General features: G+C 60.5%; 12 protein-coding genes. 8 read left to right on the top strand and 4 right to left on the bottom strand.

Features of this window, described 5'->3' with window-relative positions; genetic code table 11:
* Positions 1 to 2: 2 nt before the first annotated feature.
* Together ACO06O_RS06040 and ACO06O_RS06035 are read left to right on the top strand one after the other, a co-directional pair.
* The gene (locus ACO06O_RS06040) at positions 3 to 2,180 is read left to right on the top strand and encodes a CHASE2 domain-containing protein (protein WP_421877337.1); all 2,178 of its coding nucleotides are present in this window, start codon (positions 3 to 5) and stop codon (positions 2,178 to 2,180) included.
* Positions 2,181 to 2,214: 34 nt separating this feature from the next.
* The gene (locus ACO06O_RS06035) at positions 2,215 to 3,405 is read left to right on the top strand and encodes an NADH:flavin oxidoreductase/NADH oxidase family protein (protein ID WP_421877335.1); all 1,191 of its coding nucleotides are present in this window, start codon (positions 2,215 to 2,217) and stop codon (positions 3,403 to 3,405) included.
* Positions 3,406 to 3,631: 226 nt separating this feature from the next.
* Here ACO06O_RS06035 and ACO06O_RS06030 read toward each other — a convergent pair whose 3' ends face one another.
* The 3 genes from ACO06O_RS06030 to ACO06O_RS06020 all read right to left on the bottom strand — a co-directional run bounded on the left by ACO06O_RS06030 (position 3,632) and on the right by ACO06O_RS06020 (position 6,108).
* Positions 3,632 to 4,954 carry a FecR family protein gene (locus ACO06O_RS06030; protein ID WP_421877333.1) on the bottom strand — a complete coding sequence of 441 codons (1,323 nt, stop codon included), beginning with the start codon at positions 4,952 to 4,954 and terminating at the stop codon, positions 3,632 to 3,634.
* A gap of 13 nt (positions 4,955 to 4,967) precedes the next feature.
* On the bottom strand, positions 4,968 to 5,597 hold the full coding sequence (locus ACO06O_RS06025) for a flavin reductase family protein (protein WP_421877331.1): 630 nt from the start codon (positions 5,595 to 5,597) through the stop codon (positions 4,968 to 4,970).
* A 106-nt stretch (positions 5,598 to 5,703) separates the two neighbouring features.
* Complete coding sequence (locus ACO06O_RS06020) at positions 5,704 to 6,108, bottom strand: hypothetical protein (protein WP_421877328.1); 405 nt, start codon at positions 6,106 to 6,108, stop codon at positions 5,704 to 5,706.
* 432 nt (positions 6,109 to 6,540) lie between these two features.
* Here ACO06O_RS06020 and ACO06O_RS06015 point away from each other — a divergent pair, with 432 nt between their 5' ends.
* From ACO06O_RS06015 to ACO06O_RS05990, 6 genes are all read left to right on the top strand, one after another.
* Positions 6,541 to 7,557 carry an amino acid ABC transporter substrate-binding protein gene (locus ACO06O_RS06015; RefSeq protein ID WP_421877325.1) on the top strand — a complete coding sequence of 339 codons (1,017 nt, stop codon included), beginning with the start codon at positions 6,541 to 6,543 and terminating at the stop codon, positions 7,555 to 7,557.
* Positions 7,558 to 7,751: 194 nt separating this feature from the next.
* The gene (locus tag ACO06O_RS06010) at positions 7,752 to 8,945 is read left to right on the top strand and encodes an amino acid ABC transporter permease (RefSeq protein WP_421877321.1); all 1,194 of its coding nucleotides are present in this window, start codon (positions 7,752 to 7,754) and stop codon (positions 8,943 to 8,945) included.
* A gap of 10 nt (positions 8,946 to 8,955) precedes the next feature.
* The gene (locus ACO06O_RS06005) at positions 8,956 to 10,335 is read left to right on the top strand and encodes an amino acid ABC transporter permease (RefSeq protein ID WP_421877319.1); all 1,380 of its coding nucleotides are present in this window, start codon (positions 8,956 to 8,958) and stop codon (positions 10,333 to 10,335) included.
* A 54-nt stretch (positions 10,336 to 10,389) separates the two neighbouring features.
* Entirely contained in the window at positions 10,390 to 11,139 is a 750-nt protein-coding gene (locus ACO06O_RS06000) for an amino acid ABC transporter ATP-binding protein (protein WP_420417562.1), read from the top strand.
* A 150-nt stretch (positions 11,140 to 11,289) separates the two neighbouring features.
* Entirely contained in the window at positions 11,290 to 12,303 is a 1,014-nt protein-coding gene (locus ACO06O_RS05995) for a ketopantoate reductase family protein (protein ID WP_421877317.1), read from the top strand.
* Positions 12,304 to 12,382: 79 nt separating this feature from the next.
* Positions 12,383 to 13,450, top strand: coding sequence for a TAXI family TRAP transporter solute-binding subunit (locus tag ACO06O_RS05990; protein WP_421877313.1), 1,068 nt, complete (start codon positions 12,383 to 12,385; stop codon positions 13,448 to 13,450).
* Positions 13,451 to 13,477: 27 nt separating this feature from the next.
* On the opposite strand, the gene ACO06O_RS05985 is transcribed toward ACO06O_RS05990, so the two are convergent.
* On the bottom strand, positions 13,478 to 14,308 hold the full coding sequence (locus tag ACO06O_RS05985) for a universal stress protein (RefSeq protein WP_420417309.1): 831 nt from the start codon (positions 14,306 to 14,308) through the stop codon (positions 13,478 to 13,480).
* Between the last annotated feature and the right edge of the window lie 43 nt (positions 14,309 to 14,351).

Genomic DNA, 14,351 nt, shown 5'->3' with positions numbered 1-14,351 from the left:
GCATGGGCAGCACCGCCAACATTCTGAGGAAGCTTGTTCCGGTCTTGATTTCCTTCGCGGTGCTGGCGGCCTGCATTGTCATTCTGCGCGCGGACATCCCGCTGAATGCCCGGCTGCGGAATGTCGTGTTCGACACGTATCAACAAATTGACCCCCGCGCGCCCTTCGAAGGCAGCCCGGTTCTGATCGTCGACATCGACGATGTCAGCCTACAGAAGATCGGCCAATGGCCCTGGCCCCGCGATTATCTGGCGGCCATTACCGGCTATCTCCAGGATATCGGGGCCGCGGCCATCGTCTATGACGTGTTCTTTGCGGAACCGGATGGATCCTCTCCCTCTACGGTGTTCGAGCGCCTGCCGGGAGACGCTCGGTCGCTGTTGGACGGCATCACCTTGCCGAACAACGACGAAACTTTCGCAAGCACGATCGCTCGTGGCCGGGTTGTTCTGGGAATGTCGATCAATGACGGCTCCCTGGAAGACGGACGACCGCCTCCGGACCTCCATTACGGCATTACAACCAGCGAACCTTCCGCTCTGGGATATATGCCCGCCGCTCCCGGCCTGACGAGAAACATTGGCTCCTTGGAAGAGGCTGCCGCCGGGTTGGGCATGATCACGATATCGCCGGATGTGGACGGCGTCATCCGCAAGGTTCCCATCATGTACCGGGTCGGCGATCAGGGCTACGCCTCGCTGGCGCTGGAAGCGCTACGCGTGGCGCAGGGTGAGAACACCTACAGTTTCAAGACCGTAGGCGGCAGCGGCGAACAGGGCTATGGCGAGAATACCGGCATTGTGAAGATGAAGGTCGGTCAGTTCATCATCCCAACGGATCACAAGGGGGCAATGCGGATCCACTTTGCCCATGCCGGCGCGGAAGAGGTCGTCCCAATCTGGAAAATCGTCACCGGCGATGTCGATCCTGCAACGTTACAAGGTCGGATCGTCCTGATCGGGACCTCGGCGAGCGGCTTGCGGGATCTTCGTTACAACACGCTTGGCGAAGAAGTGCCCGGCGTGTTCATGCATGCCCAGATGATCGACCAGATCCTGACCGAAAGCTATCTGGTGCGTCCGGATTGGGCCGAGGGTGCGGAGTTCATTCTGACGATTGTCGTGTCCTTTCTGCTGATCATCGTCGTCATGCGGTTCGGTGCGGTTTGGTCCGCCATTTTGGGCGGGGTGCTGGTTCTGGCGGGGGCCGGCGGCGCGCTTTGGGCCTTCCTGGAAATGCGCCTGCTGTTCGATCCGCTGTTGCCGTCGGTCGCCGCGCTGGCTGTCTTCATGGTCTGCTCCAGCGCACGCTACTGGCAGACGGAACGGGAGCAGAAATTCATTCGCGGCGCGTTCAAGACTTTCGTCAGCCCGAACCTTGTCGACAGCCTCGCACTCCACCCGGAGGCACTGAAACTGGGCGGAACGCGCAAGGAATGTACTTTCATCTTCACCGACCTCGCCGGTTTCACCAGCTTTGTCGAGAAGTCCGATCCCGAAGTCGCCGTGCCGCTGTTGAACGATTATATCGACAACATGGTCCGCATCGGACTGAAGCATGGCGGTTATCTGGACAAGATCGTCGGCGACGCGACCGTCTTCCACTTCAATGCCTTCCTGCCGCCCCTGGACCAGCCCGATCACCGGCAACGCGCCTATGATTGCGCAATGGAAATGAATGCCTGGTCCGACGCCTATTCGAAACAGAAACAGGCGGAGGGAATCCCCCTGAACGAAACCCGGATCGGGATCAATTCCGGGATGGTCACGATGGGGAATTTCGGCGGTGCTGTGATGGACTACACCGCCCATGGCGACGCCATCAACACGGCTGCCCGATTGGAAAGTGCGGGCAAGTTCCTGGGGGTGCATGTGTCGCTGGCCGGGGCGACCTTGGAAGGCGTGTCGAATTTCGTCGGGCGGCCGTGTGGCACCCTCGTTCTGAAGGGCCAGACGACCGGCACGCCGGTTTTCGAACCGATGACGCCGGAGAGGCTGAACGGACCAGCGGTTCAGAAATACCTGGAAGCCTACGAACTCATGAAAGCGGAAGACCCGAAAGCCGAGGAAGCCATGGAGGAGGTGCTGCTGCTGGATCCCGATGACGGATTGGCAAAAATGCATCTTCAACGTCTGCGCGACGGCCAGAACGGGATCCGTATCGTGATGACCAGCAAGTAGCGCCGCAGTCACATCACAAATGGAGGCCCGGCCGGTGCAATCAGCCAACCTGTTCGATCCCCTGACGCTGCCTTGCGGGGTGGTCCTGAAATGCCGAATTGCCAAGTCGGCCATGTCGGATTCACTGGGTGACGGTACCGGGCATCCGACCGAGGATCAGATCAGGTTGTATCAGCGTTGGGCCAAGGGCGGGACGGCCCTATCCATCATCGGAGAGGTGCAGGGCCATCCCGGTTATGCGGAGAAGCCGGGTAATCTGCTGCTGAACCCGAATGCCGATCCGGCCCCCTTCCGGGAACTTGCCCGCAAAGGAAGCGCGAATGACACCCGGATATGGCCGCAACTGGGTCATGCAGGCGCTCTCGCCCATGCTCCGACAAGTACGCCCCGAGGGCCGAGCGCACTCGACCTGCCCGGGCTGCGTTGCGCGGAGATGTCTCTGGCGGAGATTCGGCGCGTCCCGGAGGATTTCGCCCGGACAACCCGTCTAGCCCGGGACTATGGGTTCAGCGGCGTCCAAATTCATGCGGCGCACGGTTTCCTGCTCAGTCAGTTTCTCTCGCCGCTGTTCAATCGCAGAACGGATGAGTATGGCGGGTCGATCGAGAACCGGATGCGCCTGTTGCTGGAGTCCGTCAACGCATGCCGCGAAGCCGCCGGGCCGGACTTTGCAATAGCGGTGAAACTGAATGCGTCGGACATGCTTGAGGGCGGTCTGGAAGAGGCCGACTCCCTCGCTGTCGTCGCTGCGCTGGATAGGACGAGCATCGATCTTCTCGACATCAGCGGCGGCACCTATTTTCCCGGCGCGAAATCAGCGGCGGATGGTGGCGGAAAGGGCCCGTACTTCTTGGGGTTTGCCCGTCGCGCCCGATTGGAAACCACCAAGCCCCTGATGCTGACGGGCGGCTTCAAATCCTATCATCAGGTTGAGGAGACCTTGGCGGACGGGGTCGCCGACATGGCCGGCCTCGCCCGGGCAATGGTTCTCAATCCCGCGCTGCCTGACGACTGGCGTGCCGGGCGATCCCTTGTACCGGCGTTTCCAAGATTCACGTCTGCACCGGAGGGCGGGATTACGGCATGGTACACCATGCGCCTGACCGAAATCGGACAGGACAGGGACACATCGGAAATCGGCGATCTGGATCAGGCGCTGCGGGACTATGAAACGCGCGACGCGGAGCGATCCGAAATCTGGTCGCGGCATTTCGGGCACCCATAGACGCGCGCGAAGGATATCCCCCTGAACGGCACCCGGATCGGCATCCATTCGGGGATGGTCATAATGGGAGATTTCGGTGTGCGACCCTGCGGCATCCGCGTTCCGAAAGACCAAGCGTCCAGCACGTCGGTCTTGGCACCGATGACGGTTTGGCGAAAAGGCAACTTCAACGTCTGCGCGACGGCCGGAACGGGATCTGCATTGTCAGGACCAGCAAATAGCCGGTTTAGTTGTTGTTCCCCCCGACAGAGCCGTTGCTGCGAGTGGTATCGGTACCGCTTCCGGTTACGGTCTGATTCAGAGTGGTATCGGTCACCGTGACCTCGTGCTCCATGGCACCTGCGACTTCACCGTTCAGGCTACGGAACTTCATGACCACCGCGCCGTTGCAGGTATTAGCCCCGCAGTTGAAATTGATGTTGTTCTGGCTGTCGAAAACGGCCTGCCCGTCGCGCCCGGATGAAAAATCATTCGACAGAATTGAAAAAGAACCGCTGCCGAACCCAGCAGGTGAGACGGAGACCTCACTGTTGCCCCCCCCGATCGTCCGGGCTGAGAAATCGATATCGACGGCAATAGAATAGCTGCCGCCGTCGCTCAAATTGCCTGTGTCGCTGAAATGGAACAGGCCGGTGCTCCCATTCAGCTGAGCGATGGAATTAATCGAGCCGATCGCGCTGCCGACTTCATTGGCGCCGACATCGCCTTGTCTTGGGCCTCTGCCAATATTGTCTGTCGATACGGAATTCTGAAATGCGACACTGCCGCTCTGCCCGGTCGCCGAGGAAGCATTCGACAGGACACCGCTGGCTCCATTCTGCCCACCCTGCGGGTCATTCGTTTCATTGGTGGTGTCGTCGGTGCCACCATTCTGACGGCCGGTGTCGACCGGTGTTCCTGACCTCAATCCTTGCAGGAAGGCCGACCCGCTGGGCGCCGGCGGCGTTGGTGGCGATTCCGGCAAAAGGACAGTGCCGTAACCGGTCCGTTCGATGGTCACGGCGCCCTGCCCATTCGTCACGACAATAGCGCCGGATCGTTCGGGCGTGTTGTTGTTCACACCCGGCCCCAGCAATACGATTTCAGTGCGCGCCAAGCTGACCGTGCCGCCCCCGATTGTGCCGCGAATGCCGATTGTCCCCAGCGGGGTTTTGATAGCCATATTGTCCGGATCGTTCTGCGCGACCTGTCCGGTAACGAAGCGGAAAACGCCCTTGGCGACCGTGGCCGCGACCTGGCCCGCGCCGGTCGCAGGGTCATAGACGAATTCATCGATGGTCATTTCGCTGTTCGGCCCGATCGTGAAGACGGTTTCGTCCAGCAGAAGGATCTGCATGCCGGAATCCGCACCGGATCTGATTTCGTCTTGCAGATAGATCGGGTCGCCGCTGTCGATCTGCCGGCCGACGACCGTTTCGCCGCGGGCCAATTGCACGACGCCGCGCACGGCGGCGGACACGCCGGCCTGAACGCCCTCCTGTGCTTGGGCGCTGCTGACCGAAAGTCCGGTCAGCAGGGATATCGACAGAATTATTGCGAAATGGCGCATCGATAGGGTCAGGTCAGGACGAAACCGGCCAGGAAGGTCGGTCCATGGCGAAAATGTCGTTTACCCGGGCATAGTCCCGGTATCCCAACCGTGCGATGGCATCGACCTTGTGTATGTCGATCATCCCGTTGTCGATGACGGCGTCGGAAATATGGATGCCGACGACTTCACCGAAGACTACCGTATTGGAGCCGCCCTCCTGACTGGCCGGCAGATCGACGACCTTGACCAGCTTACATTCCAGATGGATCGGGCTTTCCTTCACCCGGGGCGGCGCGACCATTTCAGCAGGTTCCTTGGTCAGTCCGGCGACGTCGAATTCATCGACACCATGCGGCGCGGCGACAGAACTCAAATTGACCGCCTCCCGCAACGACCAAGTCGCCATGTTGTGAACGAACTCGCCGGTTTCCAGAATGTTGCGGACGGAATCCTTCGGCCCGACGTCGTTGGTATGGGGACTGGTCGCGCAGAACATGACCTGCGGCGGATGGTACGCCACGGCATTGAAGAAGGAATAGGGCGCCAGATTGATATTGCCGTCCTTATCCATGCTGGATATCCAGCCGATCGGACGGGGCACGACCAACGCGTTGAAGGGGTTGTGCTTCATCCCGTGCGGGTCGGATGCCTTGTAAAACATGAACTGTCCCTCTGCGTCCAAAGAATGCGATCCGGCAACACATAAAGGACCCGACCGCCCGGATCGAGTCTTCCTTGGGCGGGTCGCGCCGGGCGCTTCGTTCCGGCTAGTCCGCTTCGCCCCGCATCGCCAGAATCTGGTCGCACATGTTCAGGTTGAGCTTGATGACCTTGTCCAGAAGGGCCGCGTCTTTAGCCCCATCTTCTGCCATCGCGACGGTGACCTTGGTCATGAAGCCGCTGATCTTTGACAACAGGTCCGCAGTGTCTCCGGACACCTCGTCACTGAAATGCCGTGGCAGGAAATTCGAAATGAACCGCCAGAGGAACAGGTTGGTCTCAAAAATTGCCCGCCAGGCCTCTTCACTGGCGCCGTTGATCTTGGCGGCTTCAATCTTTTCGGCGAGGTCCAGGAAGGGCAGCGCCATGTCGTCGATCAGGTCCGCACGACGTCCGTCGGTCAGGTCGATCTCGCCCAGGCGGATCACATTCCCATCGGTAATTTCGGCCATTCCAGTCGCCCCCAATATTATAAAAGCGACCGTCGACGGCGCTTTCGTGATGTTCATTTTTGCACAGCCGAACCCAGCAAGTCCATGAGAAAGCTAACCGAACCCGGCTTACTTGCCGCGCGAGAATTCGCGTAAAACTTCCGTCAAAAAAGTGCTGGCGGTACCTGAATTTTGCTGCCAGTGTTTCCTCCAAGGACGCGGCGTTTTGCCTCTTGTTCCAAGTCGTCACGACTGGGGACCGCCAAAAAGGCGCCGCGTCAAACGGGAGGTCGGCGACAGGGTTTGCAAAATCCGCAGGGATTTGAAATATTCCCAGTCACCAAACCAGATAAAGAGCTGCGACAGCAGCCGTTTGGGAGCGCTAGAGGGCCTGAGCAGGCTGCTTGACCGGTATTTACTGGCATCAACCAAAGCATAGGGGACAGTAACACAATGAAACTCAAATCGATCCTGGTCGCAGGTGCGGCTATGGCTATGTCGGCGACGATCGCCAACGCGGCCACGCTGGACGACGTTAAGGCGCGTGGCGAGCTGAACTGCATCGTCACCACGGGTCTCGTCGGCTTCGCGTACACGGACGAAAGCGGTAAGTGGAACGGCTTCGACGTCGACTTCTGCCGTGGCGTTGCCGCCGCGGTTCTGGGCGACGGCATGAAAGTCAAGTTCGTTCCGACCACCGGCAAGACGCGTTTCACGGCGCTGAACGCCGGCGAAGGCGACGTGCTGTACCGCAACACGACCGTCACGATGAGCCGCGACGCCGACCTGAAGCTGACGTTCCTGGGCGTCAACTACTACGACGGTCAGGGCTTCATGGTCAGCAAGGACCTGGGCGTGACCTCGGCGAAAGAACTGGACGGCGCGTCGGTCTGCATTCAGACCGGTACGACGACCGAGCTGAACCTGGCCGACTACTTCCGTGCCACGGGCATGTCCTATGAGCCGGTTCCGATCGAAACCAACGAAGAAGCGCGCACCAACTATCTGGCCGGTCGCTGCGACGTCTACACGACGGACGCCTCGGGCCTGGCCGCTAGCCGTGCCACCTTCGACGATCCGAAGAACCACATCATCCTGCCGGAAATCATCTCCAAAGAGCCGCTGGGTCCGGCGGTCCGTCAGGGCGATGACGACTGGGCGGACATCAACCGCTGGGTCCTGAACGCCATCATCGAAGCCGAAGAATTTGGCATCACCTCGGCCAACGTCGACGAAATGGCTGCCAATCCGCCGAACCCGTCGATCGCGCGTATTCTGGGTGTCGAAGGTAACTACGGCGAAATGATCGGCCTGGACAACGAGTGGGCCAAGCGCGTGATCAAGGCCGTCGGCAACTACGGTGAAATCTTCGACCGTAATATCGGCCCGAACACCGAAATCGGCCTGGAGCGTGGTCTGAACGCTCAGTGGAAAGACGGCGGCATTCTCTACTCCGCCCCGATCCGCTAAGACCGAATGAATGTCGGGGCGGCACGCAAGTGCCGCCCCGATCTTCTTTATTTCCAATATTCCATGCGTTTGTCGATTTTCATGGCAGACCTCGGCCCGAATATTCTCCGGGTTCGACCCTGCCCTCGACTGGGCCCAGCCCTTACAGAAATTTGGGGGACCGTAAGTGTTAACGCTCGGGGAGTATCTTCATCATGTCCGCTGTAGCTGAATCGGATCGGCCAAGCGCCGGCCTGCTCAGCCTCTGGTACAATCGAGAGGCGCGGCAGGTAATCATCCAGATCTTCACCATCGCGGTGGTTTTCGCAGCCATATTCTATTTGGCCCGCAATGCCGCCATCAACCTGGAGCGGATTGGTAAGGATCTGGGCTTCGCCTTCCTTCTCGAGCCGTCCAGCTACGACATCAACCAGACGTTCATCGAATATTCGTCGCGCAGTTCACATCTCCGCGCGGCGGTCGTCGGTGTTCTGAACACCTTCGCCGTCGCGATCTGCGGCGTGTTCCTGGCGACGGTGGTCGGGTTCGTGCTGGGCGTCTTGCGCCTCAGCAAGAACCTGCTGATGAACAAGATGGTCTATTGCTACGTCGAAGCCGTTCGCAACGTCCCGGTTCTGCTGTGGATTCTGCTGATGCACGGTTTCGTCGTCCACACTCTGCCGCATCCGAAGCAGGCGGGGGACATCGCGGAGACCTTCTTTTTCTCGAACCGCGGCATCAACATGCCGAGCCCGACATTCGAACCCTTGTTCTGGGCCAGTGCCTTGGTTTTCATCGCCGGTATTGTCGGTGCAGTCGTCTACAAACGACACGCCAAGAAGGTTCAGGACGAGACGGGCAAGATCCTGCCGGTTCTATGGGTTTCCCTGGGTCTGGTGATCGGAGCTCCGCTTGTTGTTTTCTTGATCACCGGCATGCCCATCGAATGGAGCATTCCGGAGCTCAAAGGCTTCAACTTCAAAGGCGGCGTGACCGTGAAGCCGGAGTTGATGGCCCTGACCTTGGCGCTGGCGCTCTACACCTCGGCCTTCATCGCCGAGATCGTCCGGGCCGGGATTATGGCGGTCAATTACGGCCAGACCGAAGCAGCCCACGCGTTGGGTCTTCGTAACAACCGCACGCTTCAGCTTGTTGTCATTCCACAGGCACTGCGCGTCATCGTTCCGCCGCTGACCAGCCAATATCTGAACCTGACGAAGAACTCGTCGCTGGCTATCGCCATCGGGTACATGGATGTCACCGCGACCCTGGGCGGTATCACGCTCAACCAGACCGGCCGGGAAATGGAATGCATGCTGTTGCTGATGGCGATTTACCTGTCCATCTCGCTGGCCATTTCATCGTTCATGAACTGGTACAACAAACGTATCAAACTGATCGAGCGGTAGGAGGTCAGACATGGGTATCACGACACAATCCTACGAGCCGATGCAGACCAGTCCGCCGGAATACAAGCCCGGCGAGCACCCCAGCCTGCCGCCGCCCAGAAACTTGGTGGGGCCGGTAAAATGGGCAAAGGACAATCTGTTCGGCAGCGTCACCAATACGATTCTGACGATCGTCGCGGTCTATCTGCTGTATCTGATCGTCCCTGCTATCCTGGACTATTTCTTCTTCAACGCGGCCTTCGAGGGTGCCTCGCGCGCCGAGTGCCGGGAAATCGCGAAGGGCGCCTGTTGGGCGTTCATTGACGAACGCATCTCGGTCTTCACCTATGGGTTCTATCCGGTCGAAGAACGGTGGCGACCCAATATTGCCTTCATCCTCTTGTTCGTCGCACTGGCGCCGATCCTGTTCGACAAAGTGCCCTACCGCGGCAAGCTGATCGTCTTCTCGATGGTCTACCCGCTGTTGGCCGTTCTTCTGATCGTCGGCCCGATTGAAGTCGAGAGCATGCACTTCACACAGGGCGTATCCGGTCCGCTGACCTGGCTGGTCGTCTTTGCAGCGGCCGCGGCGCTGTCCGTGTACGGCAGCAAGACACATAACGCCCTGGCCATGGTTGTGGGCATCGTCCCTGCCGGCTTCGTTCTGGTTGCCTTCTTCCTGTCCGACGCCTTGTGGATTTCGTTGCCCGACTCGATCGGCCTGACGAACGCCGCAGAAGACATCTACATCTTCGAACCGGTCGACACGCACCTGTTCGGCGGCGTTCTGCTGACGATCATCATCGGGGTCACCGGGATCACCCTGTCGCTTCCGATCGGCATCGTCCTGGCACTCGGCCGGTATTCGAACCTGCCGGCGATCAAGACGCTGTGCATCATGTTCATCGAGTTCATCCGCGGCGTGCCGCTGATCACGCTGTTGTTCGTGGCCTCGACGATGCTCAGCTATTTCCTGCCGCCCGGCACGGATTTCGATCTGCTGCTGCGGGTTCTGATCATGGTGACGCTGTTCGCATCTGCCTATATGGCAGAGGTCATTCGCGGCGGTCTGCAATCCCTGCCCAAGGGGCAGTTCGAAGCCGCCGACGCCATGGGTCTCAAGTATTGGCAGACCATGCGGCTGATCATCCTGCCGCAGGCGCTGAAGGTTTCGATCCCGGGGATCGTGAACACCTTCATCGGTCTCTACAAAGACACGACCCTGGTCCTGATCATCGGGCTGCTGGATATCCTGGGGGTCGGCAAGACGGCGATCTCCGACCCGGCCTGGAATGGCCTGTCCACGGAAGTCTATGTCTTTGTGGCCCTCTTCTTCTTCGTATCGTGTTTCGGCATGTCGCGGTATTCGCTCTATCTCGAGCGGAAACTCCATACCGGCCACAAACGATAAGATTGCGAATAAAGGAAATCCGTCATGAGCGACGTCGCTGAAAAAGCAAAAAGCATGGTCAACACCGACGAGGTGGCGATCCAGATCAACCAGATGCACAAGTGGTACGGCGAGTTCCATGTGCTGAAGAACATCAACCTGACCGTTCCGCGCGGTGAACGCATCGTCATCTGCGGCCCGTCCGGGTCCGGCAAGTCCACGATGATCCGCTGCATCAACCGGCTGGAAGAACACCAGCAGGGGCAGATCATCGTCGACGGGATCGAACTGACGAACGATCTGAAGAACATCGACGCGATCCGCCGCGAAGTCGGGATGGTGTTTCAGCATTTCAACCTGTTCCCGCATCTGACAGTGCTGGAAAACTGCACGCTGGCGCCGATCTGGGTCCGCAAGACGCCGAAGCAGGAAGCCGAAGAAACGGCGATGCACTTCCTGAACAAGGTGAAGATCCCGGAACAGGCCCACAAATACCCGGGTCAGCTTTCCGGCGGTCAGCAGCAGCGCGTGGCCATCGCCCGCTCGCTGTGCATGAACCCGCGCATCATGCTGTTCGATGAGCCGACATCGGCGCTCGACCCCGAGATGATCTCCGAGGTTCTGGACACGATGATCGACCTCGCCAAGACCGGCATGACCATGCTGTGCGTCACCCACGAAATGGGCTTCGCCCGCAAGGTCGCCGACCGCGTCATCTTCATGGATGGCGGCGAGATCATCGAGGAGAACGAACCGGAAGAGTTCTTCACCAATCCGCAGAACGAGCGGACCAAGCTTTTCCTGAGCCAGATTCTGAACCACTGATCGGTCCAGGTTTAGGGGGGAGGACGTCGCCGCCAAGGCTGCGACGGATCTCAGCGGAAACGGGCGCTGCCGCTATCGCGGGCAGTGCCCGTTTTCTTTTTCTGTAGGCGGGGTTACAACGCCCGAAAGTCACCGTAAGAGGGTAACGAAATGCGGATTGCCATTGTCGGCGCCGGAGCGATCGGCGGCATGCTGGCGGCCATACTCACAAAGGCTGGACAAGACCCTCTATTGATCGCCCGTGGCGCGACATTGGAAAAGATTCGCGCCGGCGGCATCGACTTCCAAGAGGGCGATACGCATTTCAACGTCAGGCCCCGCGTCACGGACGATGCGGGCGACGAAGGCTTCCAGGACCTGGTCGTGATTGCCGTGAAGGCGCATCAGATCGAAAGCGCCCTCCCCGCGATGCGGCCGCTGATTGGTCCTGAAACCCGGATACTGACCGCGATCAACGGCGTGCCGTGGTGGTACTTTCAGGGCATTGGCGGCGAACGGGAAGGACGGGTTCTTCACCGGGTCGATCCGACCGGCGCCCTGGCGGCCGCCTTCGATCCGGGTCGGATCATAGGCTGCGCCGTCTATCTGGCAGCCGAGGTCCACGCCCCCTATCGGATCGAAAGCGCCGGCGTCCGCAAACTCATCGTCGGCGCTGCTTCAGGCAAGGATGAAGACTTTCTGGCCCGCCTTTCCGCGATCTTCGAAGATTCCGGGCTGCCGATGCCCGTCGTGCCCGATATCCGCGCCGAAGTCATGAACAAGCTGATGGGCAATCTGTGGGCAAATCCGCTTTCCGTCATCGTCGACGGCACGATGTCCCAGATGACGGAAGATCCCGGTGTCTGCGAGATCGGACGGAAGATGATGGCGGAATTCGAAACCGTGTGCGGCGGCCTGAACGTCACCCTGCCGATTACCATCGAGAAGCGTTTGGCGGGGGCGGCGCGCTTGGGCGCTTTCCGAACCTCGATGCTGCAGGATGCGGATCGGGGCCGCCATATCGAGTTGGAGGCGATCCTGGGAAGCGTCATAGAAATCGCGGATATTCTGGCGATTCCGGTTGAAACCATGCGCATGGTCTACGCCCTGACCCGGCTGAAGGCGACATTGGCGGATTGCTATGCCGCGCCCCCCGGCCTGTCTCCGCTTGCCGCAACAGCCTGAATAGGCACGCCGTCGGCGTTTGACGGCGATCGTCCCTCGGGCTTACAAATGTAGACCCTTCCAATCGAGGATTCCGGCCATGGCCCCCAAGCCCGCCCCGCCCCTCCTGCCCGGCAAGACGTGTGGTCTGCCGGACCGGCGGCAGGTCATGGCGGGCGGCCTCGCGGGATTGGCCTGCATGACCTTTCCGGATATCGCAAATGCCGAAACGCGCGAAGCCCTGACCTTCTTCCGGATCGGCACCGGGCCACCTTCCGAAACGCTCTATAGTCTCGGCACGGCGATCTCCGCCGGTATCAGCCGCCCGCCGGGCAGCAGACCCTGCGACGAGGGCGGCGTGTGCGGCGTACCCGGTCTGATCGCGGTCGCGCAATCGCGCGAGGGCTCAATCCCGAATATCCGCGACATGCGGAACTACGAGCTGGAATCGGCACTGGTTTACGCCGACATCGCCTATTGGGCCTATAAGGGTGGCGGTCCCTTCACCGATGGGCGCGGCGTGCCGGATCTGCGCGTGATCGCCGATCTGATCCCGGTCTCCCTGCATGCCGTCGTCCGGGCCGATTCCGACATCCGCTCCATCCGGGATCTGCGCGACAAGGTCGTGTCGGTTGGACCGAACGGATCCGGGACCGACCGGATCGTCGACGTACTGCTGCGCGCGAACGGGTTGAGCATGACGGAAATCCATCCGGTACGGTTGGGACCCGGCCCGGCCGCGGACCGCATGATCAGCGGCGATATCGACGCCTTCTTCGACATGGGCGCCTATCCGATCGACGCGGTGGTCGAACTGACGGATGAAATCGACATCCGCCTGCTGACCATCGATCCGCTGACCATGGAAACGCTGAAGCCGTTCTTCCCTTTCCTGCGCAACGGCCGCATTCCGATCGGGGCCTATCGCGGCACCGAAGAGGCCGATACCGCGAAACTGGGCGTTCATTGGGTCGTCCGCGAAAGCACCGATGCCGCCCTGATCGAGGCGATTACCCGGGCCCTGTGGCAGAGCAGTACGGCAGATGTGTTCAACCTGAACAATCCCGGCCACCGTTTTCCGACAATCGGGGAAGGCAGGCCCCAGGGCCTGATCCCGACGCATCCCGGCGCGGAAGCCTACTACAGCGAAGTCTCGCGGACCGGCTGACACGCCGCCGGCAGCCCCCCGCCGGGCCTAATGCGACATCAGAACCGGCGCGGTCATACCCTTGAGCACCGTCCGGGTCGCGCCGCCCATGATGGTCTCGCGCAGTCGGGAATGCCCATAGGCTCCCATCACGATCAGATCGGCACCGGTATCCGATGCCTCGTTCAGAATGGCCGTCCCGGCATCGATGCCGGCGGAGGAGGCGCGGCGCACTTCCGCACGGACGCCGTGAGCGGCCAGATAACGGGCCGGATCGTCCCCGATATACTCATCGGCGGGTGTGTCCGTTCCAGCAGTCAGGATCGTTACTTCCGAAGCCGCATTGAACAGGGGCAGCGCGTCTGCCAGGGCACGGGCCGCTTCCCGCGTATCCGTCCAACACAGCAGGACATGGCCGCCGACCGGTGCCTTCTGACCGATATAGGGCACGATCAAGACGGGCCGCCCGGCCGCCAAGACCAGATTATCCGGCAGTTCCTCGATCTCCGCCGGCTCCTCGTCCGGCTTGGCCTGTCCTAGTACGATAAGGTCGCAACCGCGCCCGACCCTGCATAGGGTCCGGACCATATCGCCACGGCCTTGTGCGAATTCGGAACGGTCGATCCGGCCGGCGTTTCGGATGCGGGCCTCAAATCTGGTGCGCGCCTCGGCGACCAGACGGTGCTGGTCCTGGATCAACGCATCCACGACATCGGCAGGGATCTGCGCCGCCGCATAGGTCGGGATGCGCGGTTCCATCTCTATGGCGCAACCGATCAGATGCGCGTCCTGCGCCTCCGCCAATTGAAGCGCCGCATCCAGCGCGCGGTCGGCGCGCGCGGTCCCATCATAGTGAACCAAAATGCGTTTCAGGGTCATCGGTCTCGCTCCTTCCATTTCCGGCCTGTCCTAAGGCCGGGGA

It is taken from the genome of Pacificispira sp. (assembly GCF_965228185.1).
Lineage (GTDB): Bacteria > Pseudomonadota > Alphaproteobacteria > UBA8366 > Aestuariispiraceae > Pacificispira.
The sequence above is the reverse complement of the archived record's forward strand: the minus strand, read 5'-3'. Positions and strand labels throughout refer to the sequence as shown.